At 39.2% G+C, this 22,147-nt stretch carries 17 protein-coding genes; 9 read left to right on the top strand and 8 right to left on the bottom strand.

Annotation, left to right across the window (positions count from 1 at the left end):
• Positions 1-27 precede the first annotated feature (27 nt).
• The 3 genes from ACSZOX_RS00475 to ACSZOX_RS00465 all read left to right on the top strand — a co-directional run bounded on the left by ACSZOX_RS00475 (position 28) and on the right by ACSZOX_RS00465 (position 2,967).
• Complete coding sequence (locus ACSZOX_RS00475) at positions 28-1,662, top strand: ABC-F family ATP-binding cassette domain-containing protein (RefSeq protein ID WP_437917734.1); 1,635 nt, start codon at positions 28-30, stop codon at positions 1,660-1,662.
• Between the two features lie 144 nt (positions 1,663-1,806).
• Positions 1,807-2,355 carry an AAA family ATPase gene (locus tag ACSZOX_RS00470; RefSeq protein WP_437917733.1) on the top strand — a complete coding sequence of 183 codons (549 nt, stop codon included), beginning with the start codon at positions 1,807-1,809 and terminating at the stop codon, positions 2,353-2,355.
• 138 nt (positions 2,356-2,493) lie between these two features.
• Positions 2,494-2,967, top strand: coding sequence for a hypothetical protein (locus ACSZOX_RS00465; protein WP_437917732.1), 474 nt, complete (start codon positions 2,494-2,496; stop codon positions 2,965-2,967).
• A gap of 29 nt (positions 2,968-2,996) precedes the next feature.
• Here ACSZOX_RS00465 and ACSZOX_RS00460 read toward each other — a convergent pair whose 3' ends face one another.
• The gene (locus ACSZOX_RS00460; protein WP_437917731.1) at positions 2,997-6,338 is read right to left on the bottom strand and encodes a DEAD/DEAH box helicase; all 3,342 of its coding nucleotides are present in this window, start codon (positions 6,336-6,338) and stop codon (positions 2,997-2,999) included.
• Between the two features lie 214 nt (positions 6,339-6,552).
• On the opposite strand from ACSZOX_RS00460, the gene ACSZOX_RS00455 reads away from it, so the two are divergent.
• Positions 6,553-7,395, top strand: coding sequence for an aldo/keto reductase (locus ACSZOX_RS00455; protein ID WP_437917730.1), 843 nt, complete (start codon positions 6,553-6,555; stop codon positions 7,393-7,395).
• A gap of 483 nt (positions 7,396-7,878) precedes the next feature.
• Here ACSZOX_RS00455 and ACSZOX_RS00450 read toward each other — a convergent pair whose 3' ends face one another.
• The 3 genes from ACSZOX_RS00450 to ACSZOX_RS00440 all read right to left on the bottom strand — a co-directional run bounded on the left by ACSZOX_RS00450 (position 7,879) and on the right by ACSZOX_RS00440 (position 11,892).
• Positions 7,879-10,497, bottom strand: coding sequence for a DUF3857 domain-containing protein (locus ACSZOX_RS00450; protein ID WP_437917729.1), 2,619 nt, complete (start codon positions 10,495-10,497; stop codon positions 7,879-7,881).
• Positions 10,498-10,867: 370 nt separating this feature from the next.
• Entirely contained in the window at positions 10,868-11,434 is a 567-nt protein-coding gene (locus ACSZOX_RS00445; protein WP_437917728.1) for a biliverdin-producing heme oxygenase, read from the bottom strand.
• A 176-nt stretch (positions 11,435-11,610) separates the two neighbouring features.
• Complete coding sequence (locus tag ACSZOX_RS00440; protein WP_437917727.1) at positions 11,611-11,892, bottom strand: hypothetical protein; 282 nt, start codon at positions 11,890-11,892, stop codon at positions 11,611-11,613.
• A gap of 192 nt (positions 11,893-12,084) precedes the next feature.
• Here ACSZOX_RS00440 and ACSZOX_RS00435 point away from each other — a divergent pair, with 192 nt between their 5' ends.
• Positions 12,085-12,222, top strand: a complete 138-nt coding sequence (locus ACSZOX_RS00435; RefSeq protein ID WP_437917726.1) for a hypothetical protein — start codon at positions 12,085-12,087, stop codon at positions 12,220-12,222.
• Between the two features lie 86 nt (positions 12,223-12,308).
• Here the strand turns inward: ACSZOX_RS00435 and ACSZOX_RS00430 are convergent, their stop codons facing one another.
• From ACSZOX_RS00430 to ACSZOX_RS00415, 4 genes are all read right to left on the bottom strand, one after another.
• Positions 12,309-13,103: an HmuY family protein gene (locus ACSZOX_RS00430; protein WP_437917725.1), complete on the bottom strand. Its 795-nt coding sequence runs from the start codon at positions 13,101-13,103 to the stop codon at positions 12,309-12,311.
• 120 nt (positions 13,104-13,223) lie between these two features.
• Positions 13,224-13,895: a hypothetical protein gene (locus tag ACSZOX_RS00425; RefSeq protein ID WP_437917724.1), complete on the bottom strand. Its 672-nt coding sequence runs from the start codon at positions 13,893-13,895 to the stop codon at positions 13,224-13,226.
• A 36-nt stretch (positions 13,896-13,931) separates the two neighbouring features.
• A complete protein-coding gene (locus tag ACSZOX_RS00420) occupies positions 13,932-14,672 on the bottom strand; it encodes an HmuY family protein (protein WP_437917723.1) in 741 nt (246 codons plus the stop codon).
• A gap of 60 nt (positions 14,673-14,732) precedes the next feature.
• Positions 14,733-17,093, bottom strand: a complete 2,361-nt coding sequence (locus ACSZOX_RS00415; protein ID WP_437917722.1) for a TonB-dependent receptor — start codon at positions 17,091-17,093, stop codon at positions 14,733-14,735.
• Positions 17,094-17,442: 349 nt separating this feature from the next.
• Here ACSZOX_RS00415 and ACSZOX_RS00410 point away from each other — a divergent pair, with 349 nt between their 5' ends.
• The 4 genes from ACSZOX_RS00410 to ACSZOX_RS00395 all read left to right on the top strand — a co-directional run bounded on the left by ACSZOX_RS00410 (position 17,443) and on the right by ACSZOX_RS00395 (position 22,106).
• Positions 17,443-18,297, top strand: coding sequence for a heme/hemin ABC transporter substrate-binding protein (locus tag ACSZOX_RS00410; protein WP_437917721.1), 855 nt, complete (start codon positions 17,443-17,445; stop codon positions 18,295-18,297).
• Between the two features lie 12 nt (positions 18,298-18,309).
• Positions 18,310-19,338: a FecCD family ABC transporter permease gene (locus tag ACSZOX_RS00405; RefSeq protein ID WP_437917720.1), complete on the top strand. Its 1,029-nt coding sequence runs from the start codon at positions 18,310-18,312 to the stop codon at positions 19,336-19,338.
• Positions 19,339-19,377: 39 nt separating this feature from the next.
• The gene (locus ACSZOX_RS00400; protein ID WP_437917719.1) at positions 19,378-21,075 is read left to right on the top strand and encodes a heme ABC transporter ATP-binding protein; all 1,698 of its coding nucleotides are present in this window, start codon (positions 19,378-19,380) and stop codon (positions 21,073-21,075) included.
• A 65-nt stretch (positions 21,076-21,140) separates the two neighbouring features.
• Complete coding sequence (locus ACSZOX_RS00395) at positions 21,141-22,106, top strand: helix-turn-helix transcriptional regulator (protein WP_437917718.1); 966 nt, start codon at positions 21,141-21,143, stop codon at positions 22,104-22,106.
• The last annotated feature ends 41 nt before the right edge of the window (positions 22,107-22,147 follow it).

Here is a 22,147-nt window from a genome sequence, read left to right as displayed (position 1 = left end):
CCAAGAATAAAAGCGTATCTTTGCCGCATGATTAACGTCTCGAACCTTAGTCTTCGCTTTGGCAAACGTGTGCTATTCGAAGATGTCAATTTAAAATTTACTCCAGGAAACTGTTACGGAATTATAGGAGCGAATGGTGCAGGTAAGTCAACCTTTCTAAAGATTATTTCAGGAGAGGTAGATCCTACTAGTGGATCAGTCGCATTTACGCCAGGTGAGCGTATGTCGGTTTTGAACCAGAATCACTACCAATTCGACGAATTTTCCGTGCTCGAAACCGTTATGATAGGAAATCAGGAGCTCTATAAAGTGATGAAAGAAAAGGACGCCATCTATATGAAGGAGGACTTTTCTGATGCTGATGGGGAGCGTGCTGGTGAATTGGAGAGCCTTTTTGCAGAGATGGACGGATGGAATGCGGAAAGTAACGCAGCAACGCTTTTAAGTAACCTAGGTATCAAAGAGGAGCTTCATTATAAACTTCTGAAAGAACTTGATGGTAATGAGAAAGTTCGTGTTCTCCTAGCGCAAGCCCTTTTCGGAAAACCAGATATCTTAATTCTAGATGAGCCAACGAATGATTTGGATATCAATACGATTGCTTGGTTAGAAGATTTTCTAGCAGCTTATGAAGCTATTGTATTGGTTGTATCCCACGATCGTCACTTCCTGGATCACGTTTGTACACATATCGTCGATATTGATTTTGGAAAAATGACTATCTATACCGGAAATTATACCTTCTGGTACGAATCATCCCAACTTGCGTTGAAACAACGTTCGGATCAAAATAAAAAGATGGAAGATAAGATCAAAGAGCTTCAGGAGTTTATCCGTAGATTCTCGGCGAATGCTTCCAAATCTAAGCAAGCTACCTCACGGAAGAAAGCCTTGGACAAACTTAATGTTGAGGATATTAAACCTTCGAATAGAAAATATCCAGCAATTATGTTTAACCAAATGGATCGTGAGCCAGGTGATCAAATTTTACAGGTAGATGGTTTAAGCAAGACCGTAAATGGTGAAGTATATTTTAAAGATATCACCTTTATGATCAACAAAGGCGATAAGATCGCGGTTCTATCTGAAAATTCCTTGGTGACTTCCGCTTTCTATGAAATTCTTTCTGGAAGAGATACTGATTTTAAAGGTGAATTTAAATGGGGAATCACGATCACTCCAACCGATATGCCTATTGAAAATGCAGAATATTTCGATGGGGTCAGTGAAAATTTGGTAGACTGGTTACGTAATTACACAACCAAGCCTGATGCTGATGAGCAGTTTATTCGTGGATTTCTAGGAAAGATGCTGTTCTCCGGTGAAGAGGTTATGAAAAAAGTTTCAGTCCTTTCTGGAGGAGAGAAAATGCGCTGTATGTTTTCTAAAATGATGCTTCAAGGTGCAAATTTTCTACTTTTTGATGAGCCAACGAACCATTTGGATCTTGAATCAATTACTGCTTTAAACAACGGCATGAAAGATTTTAGAGGTTCGATGTTGTTTACCTCACGTGACCACGAGTTGACAGAAACTGTAGCAAATCGTATTATCGAATTAACACCTAACGGTATTATAGATAAATTAATGAGTTACGATGAGTATATCAATTCCGATGTGGTAAAAGCACAACGCGAAGAATTGTATAGAAAAAAGAAATAATATACACTTTCGTGTAAAAAGATAGAAGGATCCCAACGCGGATCCTTTTTTTGTAGGAGAGGTATTAAATTATAACTTATATTTGTGTTCGACCTCTGATAAGCCACCGATTGTTATTTATTCCTTTATCTTTAAATCTTTATCATGCTTTACCAAAACGACTCTTATTACGTATTGACTGGTGGACCTGGAGTAGGTAAGACAACATTATTGGCTAGTCTATTTGCACAAGGCTATCGCTGTATAGAAGAAAATGCCAGACAGATTATACAACAGCAGATCGCCTCTGGAGGTAATGCTTTACCTTGGGGCAATAAAAAAGAATATTTAAACAAGATGTTTGCCGCATCACTTGAAAATTTAAAACCTCAAGCGATAGACGCTGGAAATCAACCTGTTTTTTTCGATCGCGGTCTTTTAGACTGCGTGGGATACGCTCGTTTGGAAAATTTAGAACTCAGTGCATTGCAAATAGAGGCCTGTTTAGCCTATCGATATAATAAAAAAGTATTTATATTCCCGCCTTGGAAGGACATTTATGAGCAAGATGATGAACGCCGCCAAACCTGGGACGAGGCCGAGCGCACGTTTGATGTGCTTCGAGATGCCTACAAGGATTTTAATTACGAAGTTATTGAAGTACCAAAAGGGAATAGGCGAAAGAGAGCTGCTTTTATAACAAAGAGCCTATGAGGGCATGTTGGTACGTATTTTGTTATTTAAAACGAATATTTTCGAGCCAAATGCAATAGATGTATTTTGATGGGTAGCGTAAAATATGTTGGTTTATTATTCCAATAAAATCTAATACTTATAAATAATTATTTACATATGAAAAATAGGAAAACAATAGGCTGTTTGCTGCTTGCAATAGGGTTATTTACAGCTTGTGGTCAAGCTTCAAAAAGTACAGATACAGATAGCGCGTCAGTAAATTCCGAAAGTAACAAAGCAATCAATACCGAAGATTTGGTTGGATCTTACGCTTATGAAGCGTCAGGAGATACCGTTTCGCTACATTTGACAATACAAGGAGATAAAGCAATGGGGCACTTGACTTATGCCTGGAAAGAAAAAGATAGAAATGCAGGAACCATTGAAGGGCAATTAAAAGATAGCCTTTTAATTGCAGATTATACATTTGATTCGGAAGGACAATCTTCCATTCGTCAAGTTGCTTTTGTCCTCAATGGAAAGACAGCTACCGAGGGATATGGTTATATGGAAGAGAAAGATGGTAAATTAATTTTCAAGAATATCGATTCGCTTCGTTTTGAAACCGGTATGGTTTTGACAAAACAGTAGATCTTTCTTGAAAAGTTGGCTTGATTATGCTAGGAAAGCAAATCAAGCCAATCTCTTTTCGAAAACTTGCTCATCACATCGGTGTCGGTTTTCACCATGTCGTAAGCAAGTTCCTTTTTCTTCTCCTGTAAATCCCTGATTTTTTCCTCTACGGTATTTGGTGTGATAAGCCGAACAGCCACAACATGTTTATCCTGTCCTATCCTATAACAGCGGTCGATCGCTTGGTTTTCTATAGCGGGGTTCCACCAAGGGTCTACCAAAAAAACATAATCTGCAGCTGTAAGATTTAGTCCAACCCCTCCGGCTTTTAGGCTAATCAAAAAAACATGTTTACTGCTGTCCTCTTGAAATTCTTGAACAACGCTCTCTCGGTCTTTTGTATCACCCGTAAGCAAACAAAAAGGTATATTTCGTTTAACCAAAGCCTGTTTAATAAGGTCGAGCATCGATACAAATTGTGAAAAAATTAATATTTTATGATCGCTTATTAACCCATCTAAATGTTCGAGCAAGGTGTCTATTTTTGTAGATATATGAGCATCATATCCCTCTTTCAATAAAAACGGCGCATTACAGATTTGGCGTAATCGGGTAAGGGCCGATAATACATGCATATTGTTTCGATTAATCTCTTCTTCATTCGTATTTGTTAAATAAGCACGTAGTTCGGCTTCATGTACGTCGTAGATCTTTCTTTGTTCAGACCCCATCTCACAATAAATCAACATTTCTGTTTTTTCAGGTAATTCGCTAGCAACCTGTTGTTTTGTTCTACGAAGTACAAAAGGAGCAATTGTTTTCTGCAGACTTTTCGCGCGTTGACGATCTTGGAATCTATCAATAGGCGTGGCATACGTATCCTTAAAAAATTGTCGACTGCCAAGAAGGCCGGGGCAAGCAAATGACAATTGGCCATATAAGTCGAAAGTACTATTTTCGACCGGGGTACCAGTAAGCACAAATCGAACACGCGATTGAAGTAAACGACTTGCTTTATAGCGCTCCGAATTGGGGTTTTTTATGGCCTGAGATTCATCAAGGATAATACTATTGAAGTCTATTTTTTTGAGCAAGGCGATATCCGATAGCAACGTTCCATAGCTGGTGAGAATAATGTCATAGGGCATTAATTCTTCCATTTTCTTCTTCCTTTCCATACCCGTCCAGAGCAACACATTTAAGGCTGGTGCAAAGCTTTTGATTTCATTTTGCCAATTGAAGACTAAAGATGTCGGTACTACGATCAAATCAATGCATTTCCCTCTTTTTTCACGTTGAGAAAGAAGATAAGCAATCATCTGTATCGTTTTTCCTAGTCCCATGTCGTCGGCAAGGCAACCGCCGAAATTCAGATCGTCTAACTGATTTAACCATTGTAGCCCCTCTATTTGATAAGATCGTAAACGCGTGGTTAGACCTTTGGGAACCGCTGTATTTTTTAGAACCTTTATTTTAGCTAACGTTTGTCTAATCGTTTTAATTTCCTCTTCTATTTCATAAGGAACAATTTCTTTCTCGAAAAGCGATTCGATAGCTGAAATACAAATTTTTGGTGTTTTCAATAGGTCACCTTCTAGAATACTAAACTGGAAGAACGCTGTAATTTTTTGTAGCCAATCTTCTGGCAAGATGCCTAGTGTACCATCATCAAGCTGAATGTATTTACTTTTGTAGCGAATTGCCCTGTGTATTTGTTTGATCGATGCCTGTTGATCAGCAAAAGAAACATTGATTTTCGTGTTAAACCAATCCGTACCACTGACAATTTTAATGTCAATTTTTGCACGGTATGGATTTAGCTTTGTTAAACCGAGCTCTTGGAAACCCAATAAGGTAATCCCTTCGTTGCGCCAAGCTTCGAAAGCTTTCATAAACCAATCATCATCTAAAAATTGATGATGATGTAGGTAAAAGTAATCAGGTTCTGTCAACTGCTCTCGAAAATCCTGATGTTGAAGAAGAATTAAATTAACAAATTTGTCTTCAAAATCCGATTGGCGTTCCAATGTAAATAAGTTCCCGTTTTCATCTTGCACGCGAATTTGTTTTTGTGAAGAAATAGGCACTTCAATATGCCCATATCGTACAACTGGTGTAATATTGACATAACTTCCTTCTTGGCTAAAATAGATTATCCGTTCTTGATCTGATCGGATTGATTTTGTCTCCAATTCAGTAGCTTGTCGAATATAGGTGTAATTCACCCGGACAATCTCTTCAAGCGGACCGAGGGTATTTTTTACAAAACTGTCATATTTGCTATGGTGAATGAGCAAAATTTCAGCTTTGTTCTTAAAAAAATGAATCAAATTCAATATGTTGCTGTCCTGTATCAAGAAGAAGGTGTTGTCCTTCCTAACGAAACTCTGATGCTGCAGATCCAAATTTCTCAGGACAATCTTTTGCTGATCCCAGATGCAGAATGCTTTTATTTCATAGAATGGGAGACGTTTGAATACTGATAACTCTATTTTAGCCTGGAATAATGCTATTGTTGTTGGTTTGATCGATTTGCTGCTGATTTTTTCAGAAATAAGGCGATCGTGATAGTATACAGGCAATCCCAATGGGTTTTCAACGATTGCAGACAAAGCCTCCAAATCGATCTGTTCATCCTCGTTATAGCTTTGTTGGAAACTTCCTATTGCGGCATAAAATTTGGCTTCCGTAGCATCCTTCGCTTTCCAAAGTAACGATGCGGGATTTAAATAGTTTACAGAACCTTTCAATGTTCCTGTGCGAGATAGTTCCGCTTTTATCAATTCGAAACGGAGTTGATTGTAAAAACGGTGACGCGTTATTACTAAGATGGGTAATTGAGGCGATTTATTTTCTTTGTCGCGATTTTCCTTGCGAACTAAACTGGCATTCACCAACGGAATTTCGTTTTTTTTCTCGTCAATAGCTAATATTTGGTCATTTTTGGCGACAGCTACAACTCCTTCGTTGTTATACCGTAAATCAAAGTAAAGATCTAAATCCTGCTCATGCTCTAGACCAAAAGCTCTAGCGGTATTAACTAAAGCTTCTTTTCGAGCCATGATATCGAAGAAAGGCCTATACGCGTTTACGTGTAACAGCGCACTTAGGGCTAGCATTTCGTGCGAACAGAGATGATGACCGGAGAAGTGACAGTCACATGTTAAGAATAAACTATTGTTATCATATCGTATTGAAATCATCAAGGGAGGTAGCACATCGCTCATAGCAAACAATACGTTATTGACGCGCAATTCGACGATACGAAGGCGCACGTAGTCTGATCTTTTTGGAATTTCTCCTGAAGGATAATGAGCCAATAAATCCACTTCTGATAATTTATGGAAATCAATAACAGATAGTGCGTATATACCGGACGATGATCTCATATTACGATGATTTTTATTTTGTTGTGTAAGCTACAGCTTCCATTGCAACTGCTGCCATGATTCAATTTTATAACATCTTTAATTGCATCATATTCAGATGGTGAGATAAAATTTTACATTTTAGATAAGTCAGATAAAACCTTTTTCTAGTAACTTGTAAAAGATTGGAATTTTTTCCGGATCTAAAAATAAGAACAAAAGTAGTTTTTTCATTATGCATTATATTAAATTAAATGACGGGCACGAAATTCCTGTATTAGGATTCGGTACTTATAAAGCAAAGGAAGAAGAAGGCATTGTGGCTGTTCAGGAAGCATTACAGGCCGGATATCGGTTATTGGACACAGCAGCCAAATACGAAAATGAAGAGCATGTAGGGAAAGGCATTCAGAAAAGTGGGATTCCTCGCGAAGAAGTTATCATCACAACAAAGCTTTGGCGAGAAAATTTAGGGTATGAGGAAACAAAAATGGCTTTTGAAAAATCCTTGAAAAAATTGGCTGTCGATTACATTGATTTGTATCTGATACATTGGCCAGCAAATGCAAAGAACTATGCAAATTGGCAACAAGCAAATGCAGACGCTTGGCGTGTGATGGAAGACCTACAGGCGCAAGGTAAAATCAAGTCAATTGGTGTAAGTAATTTTTGGCCAGAGCATTTAGAAGCACTATTACAGACTACTCGAGTAGTTCCAGCTATCAATCAGATTGAATTCCATCCAGGCTATTGGCAACCGGAAGTCGTGTCCTTTTGCCGTTCGCATGGTATAGCTATTCAATCATGGTCGCCTTTGGCACGAGGTAAGGTTTTTGGAAATCCAGTGTTAGAATCAATTGCGCTGAAGCATGGAAAAACAGTATCCCAAGTATGTTTGCGCTGGGTGCTTCAACACGATGCTATTGTTATACCTAAGTCTACTACATTGGCGCGTATCCAAGAAAACTTATTAATCTTTGATTTCAATTTATCCGAACAAGATATGCACGCTATAGACAGCCTGCCGGAAATGGGTTTCAGTGGTGAATTGCCAAATGAATGGCCAGATAGAGTGTAAAAAAAAAATTCCCTATCTCACGACGGGGAATTTCCTACTAGATTTCGTCCACTTGAGTGGATCATTTGACGCACTCTAAAGCTAGATATTTTTTTTGAGTTCACCAAAATTTGAATAATTTTTTTGAAAAATTATTTCATATGTAAATTATCTGTTTTTTTAATGGCCATATGGAATGTCCAGATTTCCTTTGGAGAGCTCACTTCGTTCGGTTATCTTCGATGAGCCCTTCGGGGTTATTTTCATTCGTGTTTGTGTTTTGCCAATCATGGACATTTCATATCTAAGATTGGTGGACTTTTTATTTTGGATGTTTGCCTTTTGCCGAAAAGATATTCGAATTTGTCGTCAAATGTAAAACCGAGTTCACTTACGATTTGTCGAAGTAATAAAAAAAACTCAGCCATGGAATGCTGAGGTTAAAGATTTTGTTCATGAAGTCAAATTAACGTAGAGCTCCTTTCTGAGTTGTAAACTGAAGTTTTACTGATCGTCACGGCCTACTACTGGCGGAAGCGGAGGTAAATTCGGCTCAGGCGGATAAAGAGCAGCCTGTGAAGAACTCAAGACTAAAAATGTACCCTTTACGCGCGTAGACTTCACAATGTAAAGTGTCCAAATAATAGCAAATACAACTGCGCGAAATATTTCCGAGCCAGTTTCTATCAAGACATTACTTTTGGCTATAGTCCATACAAAATAAGTGTCAAGGAGAACAACGAGCAGCTGGTGCACTAACAATACGAGTAGTGTCTGGGGAAATATATCCCGCCGTTTAATCATCAAATAAAAACAATAAGACGAAAGAAAAATAGTAAATGTGTTGCCAATGAATTCAAATAGGAGTAGACCATGATATAACGAAGGTGAGTAACCTACATTATACTGCAATAAATTCCAAGTTTGTTGTGTGAAAAACAATTCTATCATTCCGTTGTAAAACACACGTATAGAAGTAGTGATTAATGCTAGCCCTAAGAAAATTAACCATCCTCCTAATTCATTATGTTGTACTTCATCGTATAATGGAATAATTGTTGAAGCCTTTCGTTGATGATAAAATTTTAAAGTAATCCAGGTGAATAAACCCAACAAACCAATAAACGCGAAAACAGCCCAAAAGTTGATCTGGTGTTGCGTATTTGATCCAGTTGCAAAACCATCATCATCAATAAACAAACCTGCCGAGAAGAATGAATCTTTATCTATGAAATCAGAAATATATTCTTGGACTTTATCTGCTTTAACGTAAGTTTCGTGAAAACCGAGACGAAATGCTATTTTTAAGGTATCATCCACAGTCATGATATTTTTTGCGAAATAATAACTTTCCCGGTCGACAAATTTACTTTCTTTCATCGACGGAATACGGACACCATCGGGATTGATGATGTAGATATCATGCTCAAAAGAGGTTGGATAGTCCAACGAAATAGGTGTCGATCTTTCTTCCGTAATTTCTGGGAGCTGGCTACTTAAATTCGTCGTGTAAACGGATACGATACGCCTATTTGTCGAGGGGTCAATTTCTGAAATCTCCGGTATCGTATAGTGCTCATGCACACGAAAAACATTATTGGATATGTCGTCTTCATAAACCAATGGCGATTTTTTGGACAGCTTCTTATAAAACCGTTTGTAATAATCGAGGTACGATTTTTCTATTTGATTCTTAGCGGTTTCTTTGAAATAACTGCGTATGTGGTCTGCATTAGCGCCTTGATAAATCGTTAACACGTCGAGATCCGCTTTACCATCCTTTTGTAATTTAAAAGACTCTTCGATGCGCATGTTTCCAACAACGTTCTTTTCCGTGTCTCTGAGCAGTCCTCCAGCGGTATTTGCCCATAAAACCTTACCATAAAATGGAAAGTAACGATCGCGTATTGCACCGCCTTGATTGGTTATTGTGGGATCAATATATTGACCGCGTTCGTCAATTGTCGCGTGAACAACCATGTGGTTAAAGGCCGAAGGAGCAGGTAAATATTCTTCCAGCTTATATTCCTCCATAGTATTTGCAAGAACGAGATTTGCTGCTATTCCACGACTTTTGAGCATGGTTGCCAAGAGCACAGATTTATCTTTACAATCGCCATACCGCTGTGCGAAAACCTTCTCCGGATCGTTGGCGCGGTGAGAATATTCGCCGACTTCCACCCCCATATACCGGATGTGATTTTGTACAAAATCAGTGACTTCCTTAAAATAGGCGAGAGAATCACCTTTAGCATCCTTCCACAACTGTTCGGTAAACTGTCCTAGTTTTCCCGTTTTTGATAGATGAGGAATAGGATTGACAGCTGCTGCCCATTTTGCAACGTCGGACCAGTTTTTGAATTCAGAACATTCAATCCTTTGCCTTGTACTGTGCCAAAACGGAGTATAGGACTCGTAGGCAGGGGCCTGTTCAGTTCCTGCAATGTCCCAATAATAAGAGATGGACGATCCCAGATCCTGCTGGCTTGCTTTAGGTGCATTCAAGAATGTCTTAAACTGCAGTTGGCGGGATTTAGGGACTACGAAATTTACATGTAGTAAGCCAAAGGGTTCGTATCCTTGTAGGGAATAAGAATCAAAAAATTTACCGCCGAAAACTGGATTAAATCCTTGCAGAGAATAAGATAAGACAATCTTATCGTCCTTCCTTAAATCGTTAAGCAACAAATAAGCGGAATATGTTCCATTGTAAATGGACCTAGAAAGCTCACTTTCATAGGCCATGAGTTCGAACTTTTGAATATCCAACTGATCGATCTTCTGTCCATTACGAAGAACATACAGTTCGTGTAAAACAAGCTTTTGGTATTGTGGTTCAAAACTAATGTTTACTTGTCCCGCATTTTCGGCTCCCGCATTTTCAGTAAGAACTTTAATATCTCGATGAAAGCGCGTTTGCGTCGCTAAATTAACCTGATATTCAATGCGTTCAAAGTAATAACCATCACTAATATCTTCTAAGTTAGGCGTTACAGGCTGTTTCTTTGATACGCTGATCCACTCCGGAACGCTGGCAGTGGTCAACTTTGGTAAGGCTGCATATCCTGAAAACTGTCCGAGTAGCACGAGTAGTACACTCACAAAATATATTCTTAATCTCATTTAGTTAATAATCTTTGCCGAATATAATAATAAGTTGAAAAATAAGCTATCTAAATTTCATCAAAGATAGATTTGTAGATTGTAAATAAATGCAATCTATAGATTAGAGATAACAGAACGTATAATTTACAACAGAGAGGCTGTGACTTTTGGCTTTATATAACGAAAGTCTCCAAATTAGTCAATGAAAAGAAAGTAGAAAAGAAGTGGGCTTATGTACAAGATTTAGCGGCGAAAGCAAAAATAAAAAGCCAAGCGATACCTTTTAGAAGAAAAAACATAAACGCGCCAAGACCAGCGCGTTTAAGCCATAATTTTGATTTGTTACCTTTTTTTTCAGGCATAATTATTTTCAAAGAGTCAACTCTTTTTATTTTTCCAATAAGGAAGCTGCAAAAACATCGCCAAATTTGGAAAATGTTTCATTTGCTATTGCCACAGCATGCTCATGCGTCGCAGGATCTTCCCCATATTTATTCAACACACTTGTAAAAGCTGCCCACATTTTTCCCGTATCCTCACCATATCCAGAGAAAAAGGATGTGCCACTTGTGATACCGTATTTATTCAGCATCTGTACAATGTAAGGACCGCCCATAATAGAACCTTCCAATACATACAATGCAGACAAAGCTTCCAAAGTATTGGTTACTTTTGGCGCAGTAGCTACAGGTAGATCATCGATTGTGCTACCTAATTCTTCGATGTCCTGTTTGATGTAAGAAGAATCTCTTCTTTCTGCATAATCTGCCAATACCTCTGTTGTAATAAAGGGAGCAATAGCTTTTTCCACACTACTGAAATAAGCATAGAAATTCTTCAAAACATCGGCATAGTCCGCATTCGAACGAACGGCTTTTAATTGACGAACAACGATTCCTTCTAATTTCTGATGGGAAGCTGTAGTGTTTTCTTTAATATTTTGACTTAATATCATAGTTCTTTATTTAAAACGATTCCATACAAATATTCAGATTTCTTTCCTATGTTGTATGCTTCTTTCTGCTTAATCATCTATGAAAATCGCTATTTTCATTGGTTTATCCATAACAACAGCGATTTTTTTAACATTTCTTAAATAACGTCTGTTTTCATGTGGCAGATACAATACATTTACTGTGTATCGATCAGTAAATGATAACGTGCATAAGTAGAGCTCGGCCCTTGTTTGGCCAGCCATTTTTCTTTTACAGCTAAACGTATAAAGCTATAAAATGTTGCCCATGAAATACGATGCTCTTGGCGTAGCGTAATCCAAAATGTCTCTATATCTTCGATAATCGGATGTGCAAATAATGCTTGCATGATAAGAATGCGCTGTTTGCTTGCGGTGTGGCCTCTTTCCCTAAGTTGGTCTACCCATTGATACAATTTTTTATCATCTATTGATTTCATAGGCTTATTTTTTATAGCTGTAACTGCAAATCTTGTTTAGCACAGTCTTGTTTAAATTCTATTTATATACCTACAAAAGTAGACTATTACACTTAAAGCCAGTGTATTAAAATTGGTGATTCGCCTATGAAATGTGTTTTTTTTCTGTATAAAATGACAATTTGTAGATAACGATTAACTGACGAATACTTCATGTTATTCTTGAAAGTGGGGAAGGAATCCTATATTTTTTTGAACGGAGAGGGATGGTGTTTTCGGGATATTACGCAAGGTGTCGATGGGGCATTATATGCGGTCACTGATGAAGGTCGTTTATATCGCATATACTAAAAAAGTAATAACCAACGATAAATCGAAGAAGGGCGGAATGTAATTCTGCCCTTTATTCAACTTAAAAATCGCCACATCTTATATTGCTATTTTATTTCAAAAGTTGTACTTCCTGCAGGAACAAGTACATATTCGAATGTAAAATACATTTTCTCGCTGTCTTTTTTCCAAAGGTCGGCCGTAAGAAGATCTTTGTAGCAAGAAATCATTTTGATTTTCGCATAGTTTCCTTTTGCTGTGCGTACGACGATAGTTCGCGGTTTTACGACAGTTCCATTTTGCAAGGTTAGAGAGGAGGCCAAAGCATAAGCTATGTGTTGGTTTTCTGTAGCGCCGTCGCGAACGATTGTGCCGTCGAAATCGTATAAATACCAACCTATACCTTCACCAAAATCGCCATAGTTATCTGTGCCAACTACATCACCTGTGGTTTTGAATTCGCTATCTGCAGGCACATTTGTTACCTCATCGAAAGCTTGTTCGAGCACCAGTATTCCTCCTGTAGCCTTATTGCCATAGCCAAGGTTACCACTATTTGTGCCGTTGTTTCCCGCCATAAAACTGGTGAACATACCACTGAAAGCGATATCCCAATTGCGCGTTTGACGGTGTTCCGAGGTCAATTCCTTGTTTGTTTCCAAACTGAAGTATATAGGGCTAGCATCGGTTTCAGAACTACTCTCTTGTGATGCTTGTAAATTGTTAACACGAACCAATGTATTAAATAACTCCGGATTACTCGCTTCTTCCTCAGGAACTTCCTCGGTAGGTTGATCATCGTCTGAATTACTCTTGCTACAGGAGCTGATACTGCCCAGAAGGATAAATCCAATAAAGAATAGGGAGAGTCTTTTTCCAAAATTGATATTATAATATTTCATGCGTGTCTTGTTTTACGTTTGTTTTCAAATTTACGCGTTTAAGTGATGAGATTTCTTCCTATCTCATTAGAAGGAAAAGAGGAGAGACATTTCAATCAATGGCTCTCCTCAATTTGTCGACTATTTGAACTCTTGGTAGTCTATAGAATAATAAAAGTAGTTGGTCGGAGCATAATCCGATGCTGCAGTTTCGTCAGAATAGACACTGTTTACACGAAACTTGAAGTAGGCTTTACCATCTTTGAATACGACGAGTGTTCTATCAGCAACAGGTGTAATCACATGTGTTGAACGGTCGTAGTTTAACCAACCAAGTGCAGAGTAGTTCAAACCAAAAGAACCTCCTTCTACTTCTATAAAAGTATCTGTTGAAGTAACTTCATCAAAGGCTTTGTCTATGTAATAAAGTGAATATCCAGATTCAACATTTACGGCTATCGCAGAGCTTAACGTATTTGCAAAGCCAATAGGGCCTTCATCATCCGTTGCATCATTTTCTTTGAAATCGAAGAAGAACGTGCTAGCCGCCGTTGTTGTGGCTGCTCCATCTTCACCGATTGTAAACTGTCTAAAATTACGCAGCGAATACACATCACCTGTTCTTTTTAAGGTACCTTGCGTGTTTGCTGTCGTGGATACCGTTGCTAAATCTACTGTTTCACCATCCTTTACCATAACTTTTGCCTCATACTCTGGAGTCGTGGTGTCTTCCACATCATCATCTTTGCTACAAGAAGTAAAACCAACGGTTAGTGCGCAAGCCAATGCTGCGATTTTAAATAACTTATTCATATCTGTAAGTAAAAAATAAAGTGTATAATTTTTAAATTAATTCGTATTCAAGTTTTTGCTTCCGTCTTCTTGTACAAAATAGCGGAAGGTATAATAAGGCGCAGGCCAGTTCAAGTTTGTCACTGTTGTAGGGTTACCCTTGTAGGCGTTGATGATCTGTAGCTTTGCATATTTCCCGTCGGGAAGTCGAATGGCATACGTACGGTTTGGTAATGCCAGCATAATATGTGTGTTGCTGTCATACTGAAACCAACCGTTGGAGTTGGTGGATGACGCTACGCCAATCTTTTCTATAGTGCTGTTATCAAATTCTTCATCACTAGGAGCCGTGGTTACATTCGCATAGCTGTCTTTGATGAGGACAACAGCCGTATTCGTAGCTTCTCCTTGGTAGCCTGGGTTGAACTGATTATTGGCATTGTTTACATAAATCTCAGAATTGTATTGTGCCGTAAAAGCAATATCCCAATCGTCTGTTTTCAAGTATTGAAGGGAGTCTGCCTTGGTTTTGATCCAAATCTGTCTTTGGTCGCTAAACCGATACAGAAACGTGTAGAATGAACGTTGTTCTTTTCCATCTACTCCATCGCCAACCGAAGCCTCGGTATCGCCAGCAAGATCATATATGACTGTACTTTTTCCATCTTCGTATGATGGCTGGGTATCATCGTCTTTTCCGCAAGACGCAATCGTGATCATGAATAACAGGAGTAAACAGCTCTTGCCTAGAAAAATAAAGTTCCGGCATTCGTTGATAATTATTTGTATTGTTTTCATCTGTTCCGTTGTTTTCAGTTGTTGTATTGTATGTCAGCAAGTGAAGCTGCCATCTTATTTTTAGTTGTCTTTTATCCAGCGGTAACTCAAACCTCCCATGATAATTCTTCCAGGCTGTCCAAGCATATTGCGGTTTGTAAAATTTAAAAGATTGTCTCCAATTAATCTTACCGTCAATTTTCTAGCGAAGAAACTTTTTTCCACTGTTAGATTCAGCAGGGTATGGGATGGTACAAAAGCATCGGCGTCATCGATAAACTGGTTGCCATTTTTATCTTGGAATGGATATTTTCCGCGAACGTTTAGGCGAAAATTGAAATTAAGATCCCAAGGTCTGTAGCTATACAAAGCCTTAAAATTAAACATGTGGCGCGATCGCTCTTCAATTCCCCAGTAATCACTCGTTTTACTTTCCCTATATTCCCCCGTAGATGCATTGTTGTATTGATTGTAAGGATAGTTTCCTGCGCGGATACTGTCTAATACTGCTAAGTCTTTTGCAATTAAATATTGGTAGCCAATAGCAAGTTGAAGATTGCTGAACGCTTGGTAACTTGTTGATATTTCAAAACCCTTATTGACTGCTTTGGGTAAATTTCGGTAACTATAAATTTGAGCGATGGCCGTTCCGTTCCCTACACTGACGGTATTAATCTGATTTTGTATATAATGATAAAATACCGAGAAATCAGATTGCCATTTTGCGTTAGGATTCCAAAGCAGGCCAATATTATTTGATAAGCTTTTTTCTGCTTTTAGGTTACCGGAAACCAGATTGAGCATGTAACTGTTTTTATAACTTAGTTCGCCACTGGCATCCATACTTTGGATAACCTCTGCAATGCGGTCGCTTCCTACGACCATGTAATTGGCGGACGGATTGTAAAACACCTGATAGCGCATCTTATAATCAGGAGCTTTGAAGCCCGCACCTACACCGGCTTTTGCAGTAAGCGTTGGACTGATATGGTACTGTAGTCCCAGACTAGGGCTAATGCTGCCACTGTAGGCATTTGTATAATCGTATCGTATTCCCAGACTAGTTTGTATTCTCTCACTCGGCTTCCATTCAGATTGTAGGTAAGCGAATCCAGTGTACAGCGCTTTTCTACTATCCAGTTCTTGGTCATCCATGACCTCAATAGTACCGCCGATCCCTCCTGTAAATTTCAGGGTGTTGATGGGACTATAAGCAAATTGTTGTTCCAGACGGTGCATCTGCTGTCCAAACTCTCCTGAGCTGGCCAAGACACTTTGCTGTAACCATTCGGCCTGCATTTCCGTATGAAAGCGGCTATAATAATAGCGGGTCATACTGCGTAGGCCAGAGGAAAAATGATGATCATAGCTCGCTCCCAAGTTGATGTCTTGATCTTTTTGCTTATCCTCTAAGGCGAGGCTTTCAGACCAAGCATTAAGCATCGTTGAATTCCTTGACGCATAGCGCCCGGTAATACCCAATGTTCCGTCCTTGCTCAGCCGATAACGAGCTCTTCCCTGAAAACTAAGGTTTTCATAAGGGGGAATCGTTGTACTTTCACTACTCAAATAACGGGAATCTGTATTGAAACCGTCTGTTCTGTAATAATTTCCCGATAATACCACCGATCCACTTTGGTTCGCGAAAGGCGTTTCCGCCTCCAATGTGGCATCTACAGTATTCAACGTTCCGTATAATAAAGAGGCTTGTGCCTGTGGTACGACGGCACCATGTCTTGTAATAATATTGATGGCTCCTCCCAGTGCATCGCTACCATAGAGACATGATGTTGCTCCCTTTATAATTTCTATACGCTCAATATTCGTCACCGAAATTCGAGATAGATCAAAGTTGCCGCTATTACGTCCCAACATGGGCTGACCATCTATGAGTACCATTACATAGTTGCTGCTGAATCCCTGCACTTGTACACCAATAGCGCGCGATCCACTTGAGATATCATTGACTACCGCTATCCCCGTTTGTTCCTTCATGACTTCGTCCAGTCTGCGGCTCCCCATAAGTTCGATTTCGCGGCGGGTAATGACTTTTACAGGCATAGCAGATTGTGTTGCCTCGATAAGGTTATCTGTAGCGGTGATTTTCCCGTTGACAAGGACGTTATCAATTTTGTGACTACTTCGTTGCATGGTTACCGTCAATAAACGATCTTCATCCAATATCTCGACATCAAATCGTTGACGTTCAAATCCCATTTGATTGACGTCCAATTGGTAAATTCCGTTATAAAGTCGCGGAAAGCTGAAGTAACCTTTTGCATCTGTACGGTAAACATTATTGTCAGGTAGGAGTGTTACGAGAGCGTCTTCAATCGGTTGTTTGAGTGAATCAAGAACATAGCCTGTCAGTTTACTTCGGTTTTGTCCCAGCGTAAATAAGGGGATTAAAACAAGTGAAGTAAGTAGAAGTCTTAGAGTCATGCTGCAGCTATATCGTTAATTTATTTTTATTCAATCTAAATAATGTCACAAAAAAAAGGAATCAAATCGAGTTTTTGTATATGAAAACTGTCAAATCTTGTCTTCAATTCGTTTTTCATAAAATTTTTTGATACGTATTGTTGTTGTTATTGTGTTGAATTACAGTGTTTTGTTTCATTATTTTCGATCTGGTATAATAAACCTTTCTTTTTAATTTATTTGTATTTAGATTGATTATTGATTTTTTTTGTGGAATAAAATCGATGGCATAGCATGGGATGTATCTTTTGTTGTATAAGAAAAGAAGCACGTTGATATCAGGTGTATATGTCGTTTAATAGAGATTGGTATGATGAAGAAATTAATAGCGGTAATAGTGACACTACTTGTGGTTCAGCTGCTTCAAGCAAAAGATCGACGTATTATAACATTAAGTAGCGCAATTACAGAGACCGTTTATGGACTGGGGTTAGGCGATGCTATTGTTGCCACAGATGTGACAAGTGTATCACCAAAAGCAGCAGCTGCGTTGCCTCGCGTAAGTAAAAATAGATCCTTATCGGCGGAAGGAATTATGGCTTTTCGTCCAACTATTGTATTGGCTCCCGAAGGAGATATCAGTTCTGCTGTGCTTAAACATCTGCGCGAATCTAACATAGAGGTTGTCACGTTAAAACAAGAATTTACCGAAAAAGGGGCTTACCGGTTTATACAAGAAATTGCAGACTGTTTACAGGTTTCGGCAACGGGAAAATCAGTGGTCAATAGAACGAAGGTAACGATGGGTAAAATTATGGAAATGATTGCGCAAGAGACCGCAGGTAAGAAAAAACCTCGTGTTTTATTTATTTATGCAAGAGGAGCGGGAACGATGAGTGTTTCGGGCAAAGGTAGTAGCTTAGATGCGCTCATTGAAATGGCTGGAGGAAAAAATGCCGTACAGGAATTTGCCGAATTTAAACCCTATACCACGGAGGCATTGGTGAAAGCAAATCCAGATGTTATTTTAATGTTTGATTTCGGTGTCAGCAGTTTGGGGGGAAAAGAGGCAATCTTAAAAATGCCAGGCGTTAAGCTGACCGAAGCAGGCAAGAAAGAACGCATTTTAAGTATGAATCCTTCGTTGCTGGTTAATTTTAGTACGCGTTTGCCCGAAGGAGTTATGGCATTGCATCAAGGACTGGTGGAAATTACAAAAAACTAATCGGGAGGATCAGTGTCAGCAAAGCAACGTATCATTTTAATAGCATTGTCTATTTGCTTAATTTTCACTTTTCTATTTTCGCTCGGACTGGGGGCATTCTTTATTCTTCCTGGAGAGGTTTGGCAAGTTCTCCTCGCTAAATTAGGATTGTCTTCCGTTTCTCCAGACCCTCTGAAAGTCGATGTGCTTTTCGTCGTCCGTATGCCACGGGTTTTATTGGGCCTTCTTGTGGGCGCCGCATTAGGCGTTTCGGGAGCTGCAATTCAAGGGATTTTTAGAAATCCTTTAGCTGAACCCGGACTTATCGGTATTTCCTCTGGGGCATCCTTATTCGCTGTACTTATTATCGCTTTTGAGGCTTTACTTTTTGTAGAGCTATCCGAGTGGTTAGGTTATTATCTGTTGGTATTTGGAGCCTTTTTGGGGGCTGGATTAACTGCGTTTATCGTTTATCGTATTGCGGTAAAGGATGGACGTCCGCAAGTTACCACGATGTTATTGGCCGGTATCGCCATTAATGGGTTTGCAGGAGCCCTTACAGGACTTATGACCTATATGGCGACAGAACAACAATTGCGAACCATCACCTTTTGGATGTTAGGAAGTCTGGGAGGAGCAACTTGGGATAATATTACCGTTATTGCACCATTTATTCTAGTTTCTATCAGTTTTTTATTGTGTTTCGGAAAGGCATTGAATGCTTTTGCTTTGGGAGAGATGCAAGCAGATCTATTGGGAATGCGTACCGATAAAGTGAAACTTTGGGTCGTGGTTTTGTCGACAATGGCTGTAGGTGCATCTGTTGCGGTTTCAGGAATCATCGGATTTGTTGGACTGCTGGTGCCACATACTGTGCGGTTATTGGGTGGGGCAGACAACCGATATGTTTTAGCTGGATCACTATTGATGGGCGCTTTGGTGCTTACGTTAGCTGATGTGCTTTCACGTACAGCTGTTGCACCTATTGAGCTACCAATTGGGGTTATTACAGCCTTGCTTGGAACGCCCGTTTTTTTATATATTTTAATAAAAGAGAAATAATGCTTTTAGAGCAGGTTATAGCATTTACAAGAATCTAAGATGTTAAGGGTCGAGAAACTGAACTACGAGATCAAGGGACGAAAATTACTTCGGGATATTTCTTTTCAGATAAGAAAAGGGGAGGTGCTCGCTATTTTAGGAGCTAATGGTGCGGGTAAATCTACGCTATTGAAACTTTTATGTGGAGAACACCGACCGACAACAGGCATTATCAGTTTGTATGGAAATGCCCTGGATAGTTACGATACGCGTGACTTGGCACGTAGTAGAGCAATGTTAAGCCAACAGCAACAAGTTTCTTTGGCATTTAAAGTTGATGAAATAGTCATGATGGGGAGATACCCGCATTTTAAGTCCAGACCTTCTGCTATTGATATTGAGATTGTTCAAGAGGTGATGGTATTATGTGGGGTAGATGTTTTTGCTGATCGTGTTTTTATGAGTTTGTCTGGCGGAGAACAGCAGCGGGTACAACTTGCGCGTTCATTGGCTCAAGTTTGGGATAATCCAAATAGTCTTCTTCTTCTTGATGAACCCATATCGGCTCTTGATATGCATTATCAACAAAAAGTTCTTGCTATTGCTAAGGCATTAGCTAAACGGGGATTTATCGTTGTTCTTGTTGTCCACGACGTTAATTTTGCTGCAACATATGCAGATCGCATTATTATGCTAAAGCATGGTAGGAAACTTTTCGATGGAACGCCTATTGAAGTGCTTAATACCAATAATATTTATACGGTGTTCTCTGTTGAGGCTGCGGTGGAAATCAATCCAAGGACCTTACGCCCGTATGTGCGATTGGAAGAGATGTCGCTCGATGCTTACGCTGTAAATTCAAAATTGCCAGGAGAACAAGTAGAGGAACTGACGTTGAAGCAAAAAAGAGAACGTATTCTATCGAAAGACCCTTATCTTGAAGGTCGGGAGCTAGCAAAAGTAATGGGGATCTGTGATGCTGCATTACTCCTATTAGAAAAGGGACGTTATCTAAAGAAATTCGATTTCCAAAATAAAGATCTTTTTTCCCAGATCACGGAAATGGGCAAAGTGAACGTGTTTACCCTAAATTCCACTTGTCTACAGAAGCAAGCAAAGAAATACGATTTTCGATACAAAACAGATGATGTCTCGGAAGTGGATTTAGTGGTTTCACCAGATGAATGGCGGTCGGCCTTTTTGGTCGAAGAAGAAGGCAATGAAGGAATTCACTTTTTTGATAAGAGCGGAAATCTTGTGCATGGTGTACAACTCATTGAAGGAGTGAGCAATAAAGATGTGTTTCAACGTGTTGCAAACCAGCTTTCCCCTGCAAAGGAAGATCAGCTTCAATTTGATACGAGCTTGCACGAAGGAAAAATCGGGACAACGCAGGCCTCTTGTAAAGAATTAGACATGGATACGGTCAAACGCATGTTATCCCGATGTGCAAGTCATCGTTTGGATTTGAAAATTACGACCGTAAATGATTCTTCTAAACAGTGCTACCATGGAAAAATCAGTAATCTCATCGATCAGGGAAATCGTTATATCATCAAAGAAGAAAGCTTTGAATTAGAGCTTCGTCTGCCGATGATAAGTAAAATGCTGTTAGAAGAACGTAATTGTGGTCAAGATGAAGAAATAAGCATCTCTTTTTTCGATGATCAAGAGAAACTAGTGCTTGAATTCGAAAAAGGGGTAGGTATTTGCTTAAAAGAATGGAGAGATCTACTTGCCGCTCAGGTAATTATTTAGAATAGATATAAACAGTTGGGTAAAATATGTATATTTAAGGACGTCATTGCTTATATCTTATCTGTATGTTGGTAAAAAGTAAAATAGTAGAGTTGGATGAGTGGCTTTTTATAGAGGAGATTCCCGATAGCTATGTTCCTGATAAGCCCCTCGTGGAAAATCGCGTTGTAATCAAACGTGCCCCTGTCCACATGACCAACTTTCAGCTTTCTACCAGTGGTTTGTTCGTTTTGTATACACAAATGTCTTTTGATCAGCCGGTTCATATCCATACCGAAATCGAGGGAGAAGCTATAACGAGTCAATTTATCTTTTACAAAACAGCGGATAGTAAACTACCCTATGGTATGAGTCGGCATAACATTCGATATATTCCTTCCGTACAAACAACACATGAAGTGAAAGAAGGCGTAGAGTACAGTTATTTTATTGCCGTCATTTCCAAAGATTATTACCTAAATCTCATCAAACGGGATTCTCTTTTGCACAAACATTTTGTGGATGATATCGAAAAAGGAATCTATGCTTCCTTTTCAGAAGAAGACCTCATGGCTACGTATGAAATGCAGCATACTATTGCCGAACTGGTGGAGTCGAAAAAAACAGGTGAAATTCGACGTCTACATACGGAATCCCGTGTGGTAGAACTGCTGATGTATCAATTTGAACAATATAACGACAAGATGCAGCAGCACGATGCTCCGCTTTTTAATGAAGAGGATATTGCGCGTTTGGAACATGCCCGCCAGATATTGGAACAACGATTAGCAAATCCCCCTACGCAAAAGGAGTTGGCTATGGAAGTTTTGATGAGTGAAAGTAAGCTACGTAAAGACTTTAAGGAATACTTTTCTGTCACCATCCACGATTACCTCACGAGGGTGAGAATGGAAAAGGCGCGTTCCTATTTGTTGGAAGAGAAGATGTCGGTCTACGAAGTCGCTTTATTGACGGGATTCGGACATCAAAACAACTTTAGCAGTGCTTTTAAGAAATATTACGGTGTTTCGCCAGGTGAGCTGAAGCTTTAATACCTCATATCCTTTCCTATTTAGGATGAAAAATAGACAGA

Origin of the sequence: Sphingobacterium sp. LRF_L2, assembly GCF_965644235.1 — a bacterium.
GTDB lineage: Bacteria > Bacteroidota > Bacteroidia > Sphingobacteriales > Sphingobacteriaceae > Sphingobacterium.
Note: the sequence above shows the minus strand (reverse complement) of the source record. Positions and strands in the feature narration are given on the sequence as shown.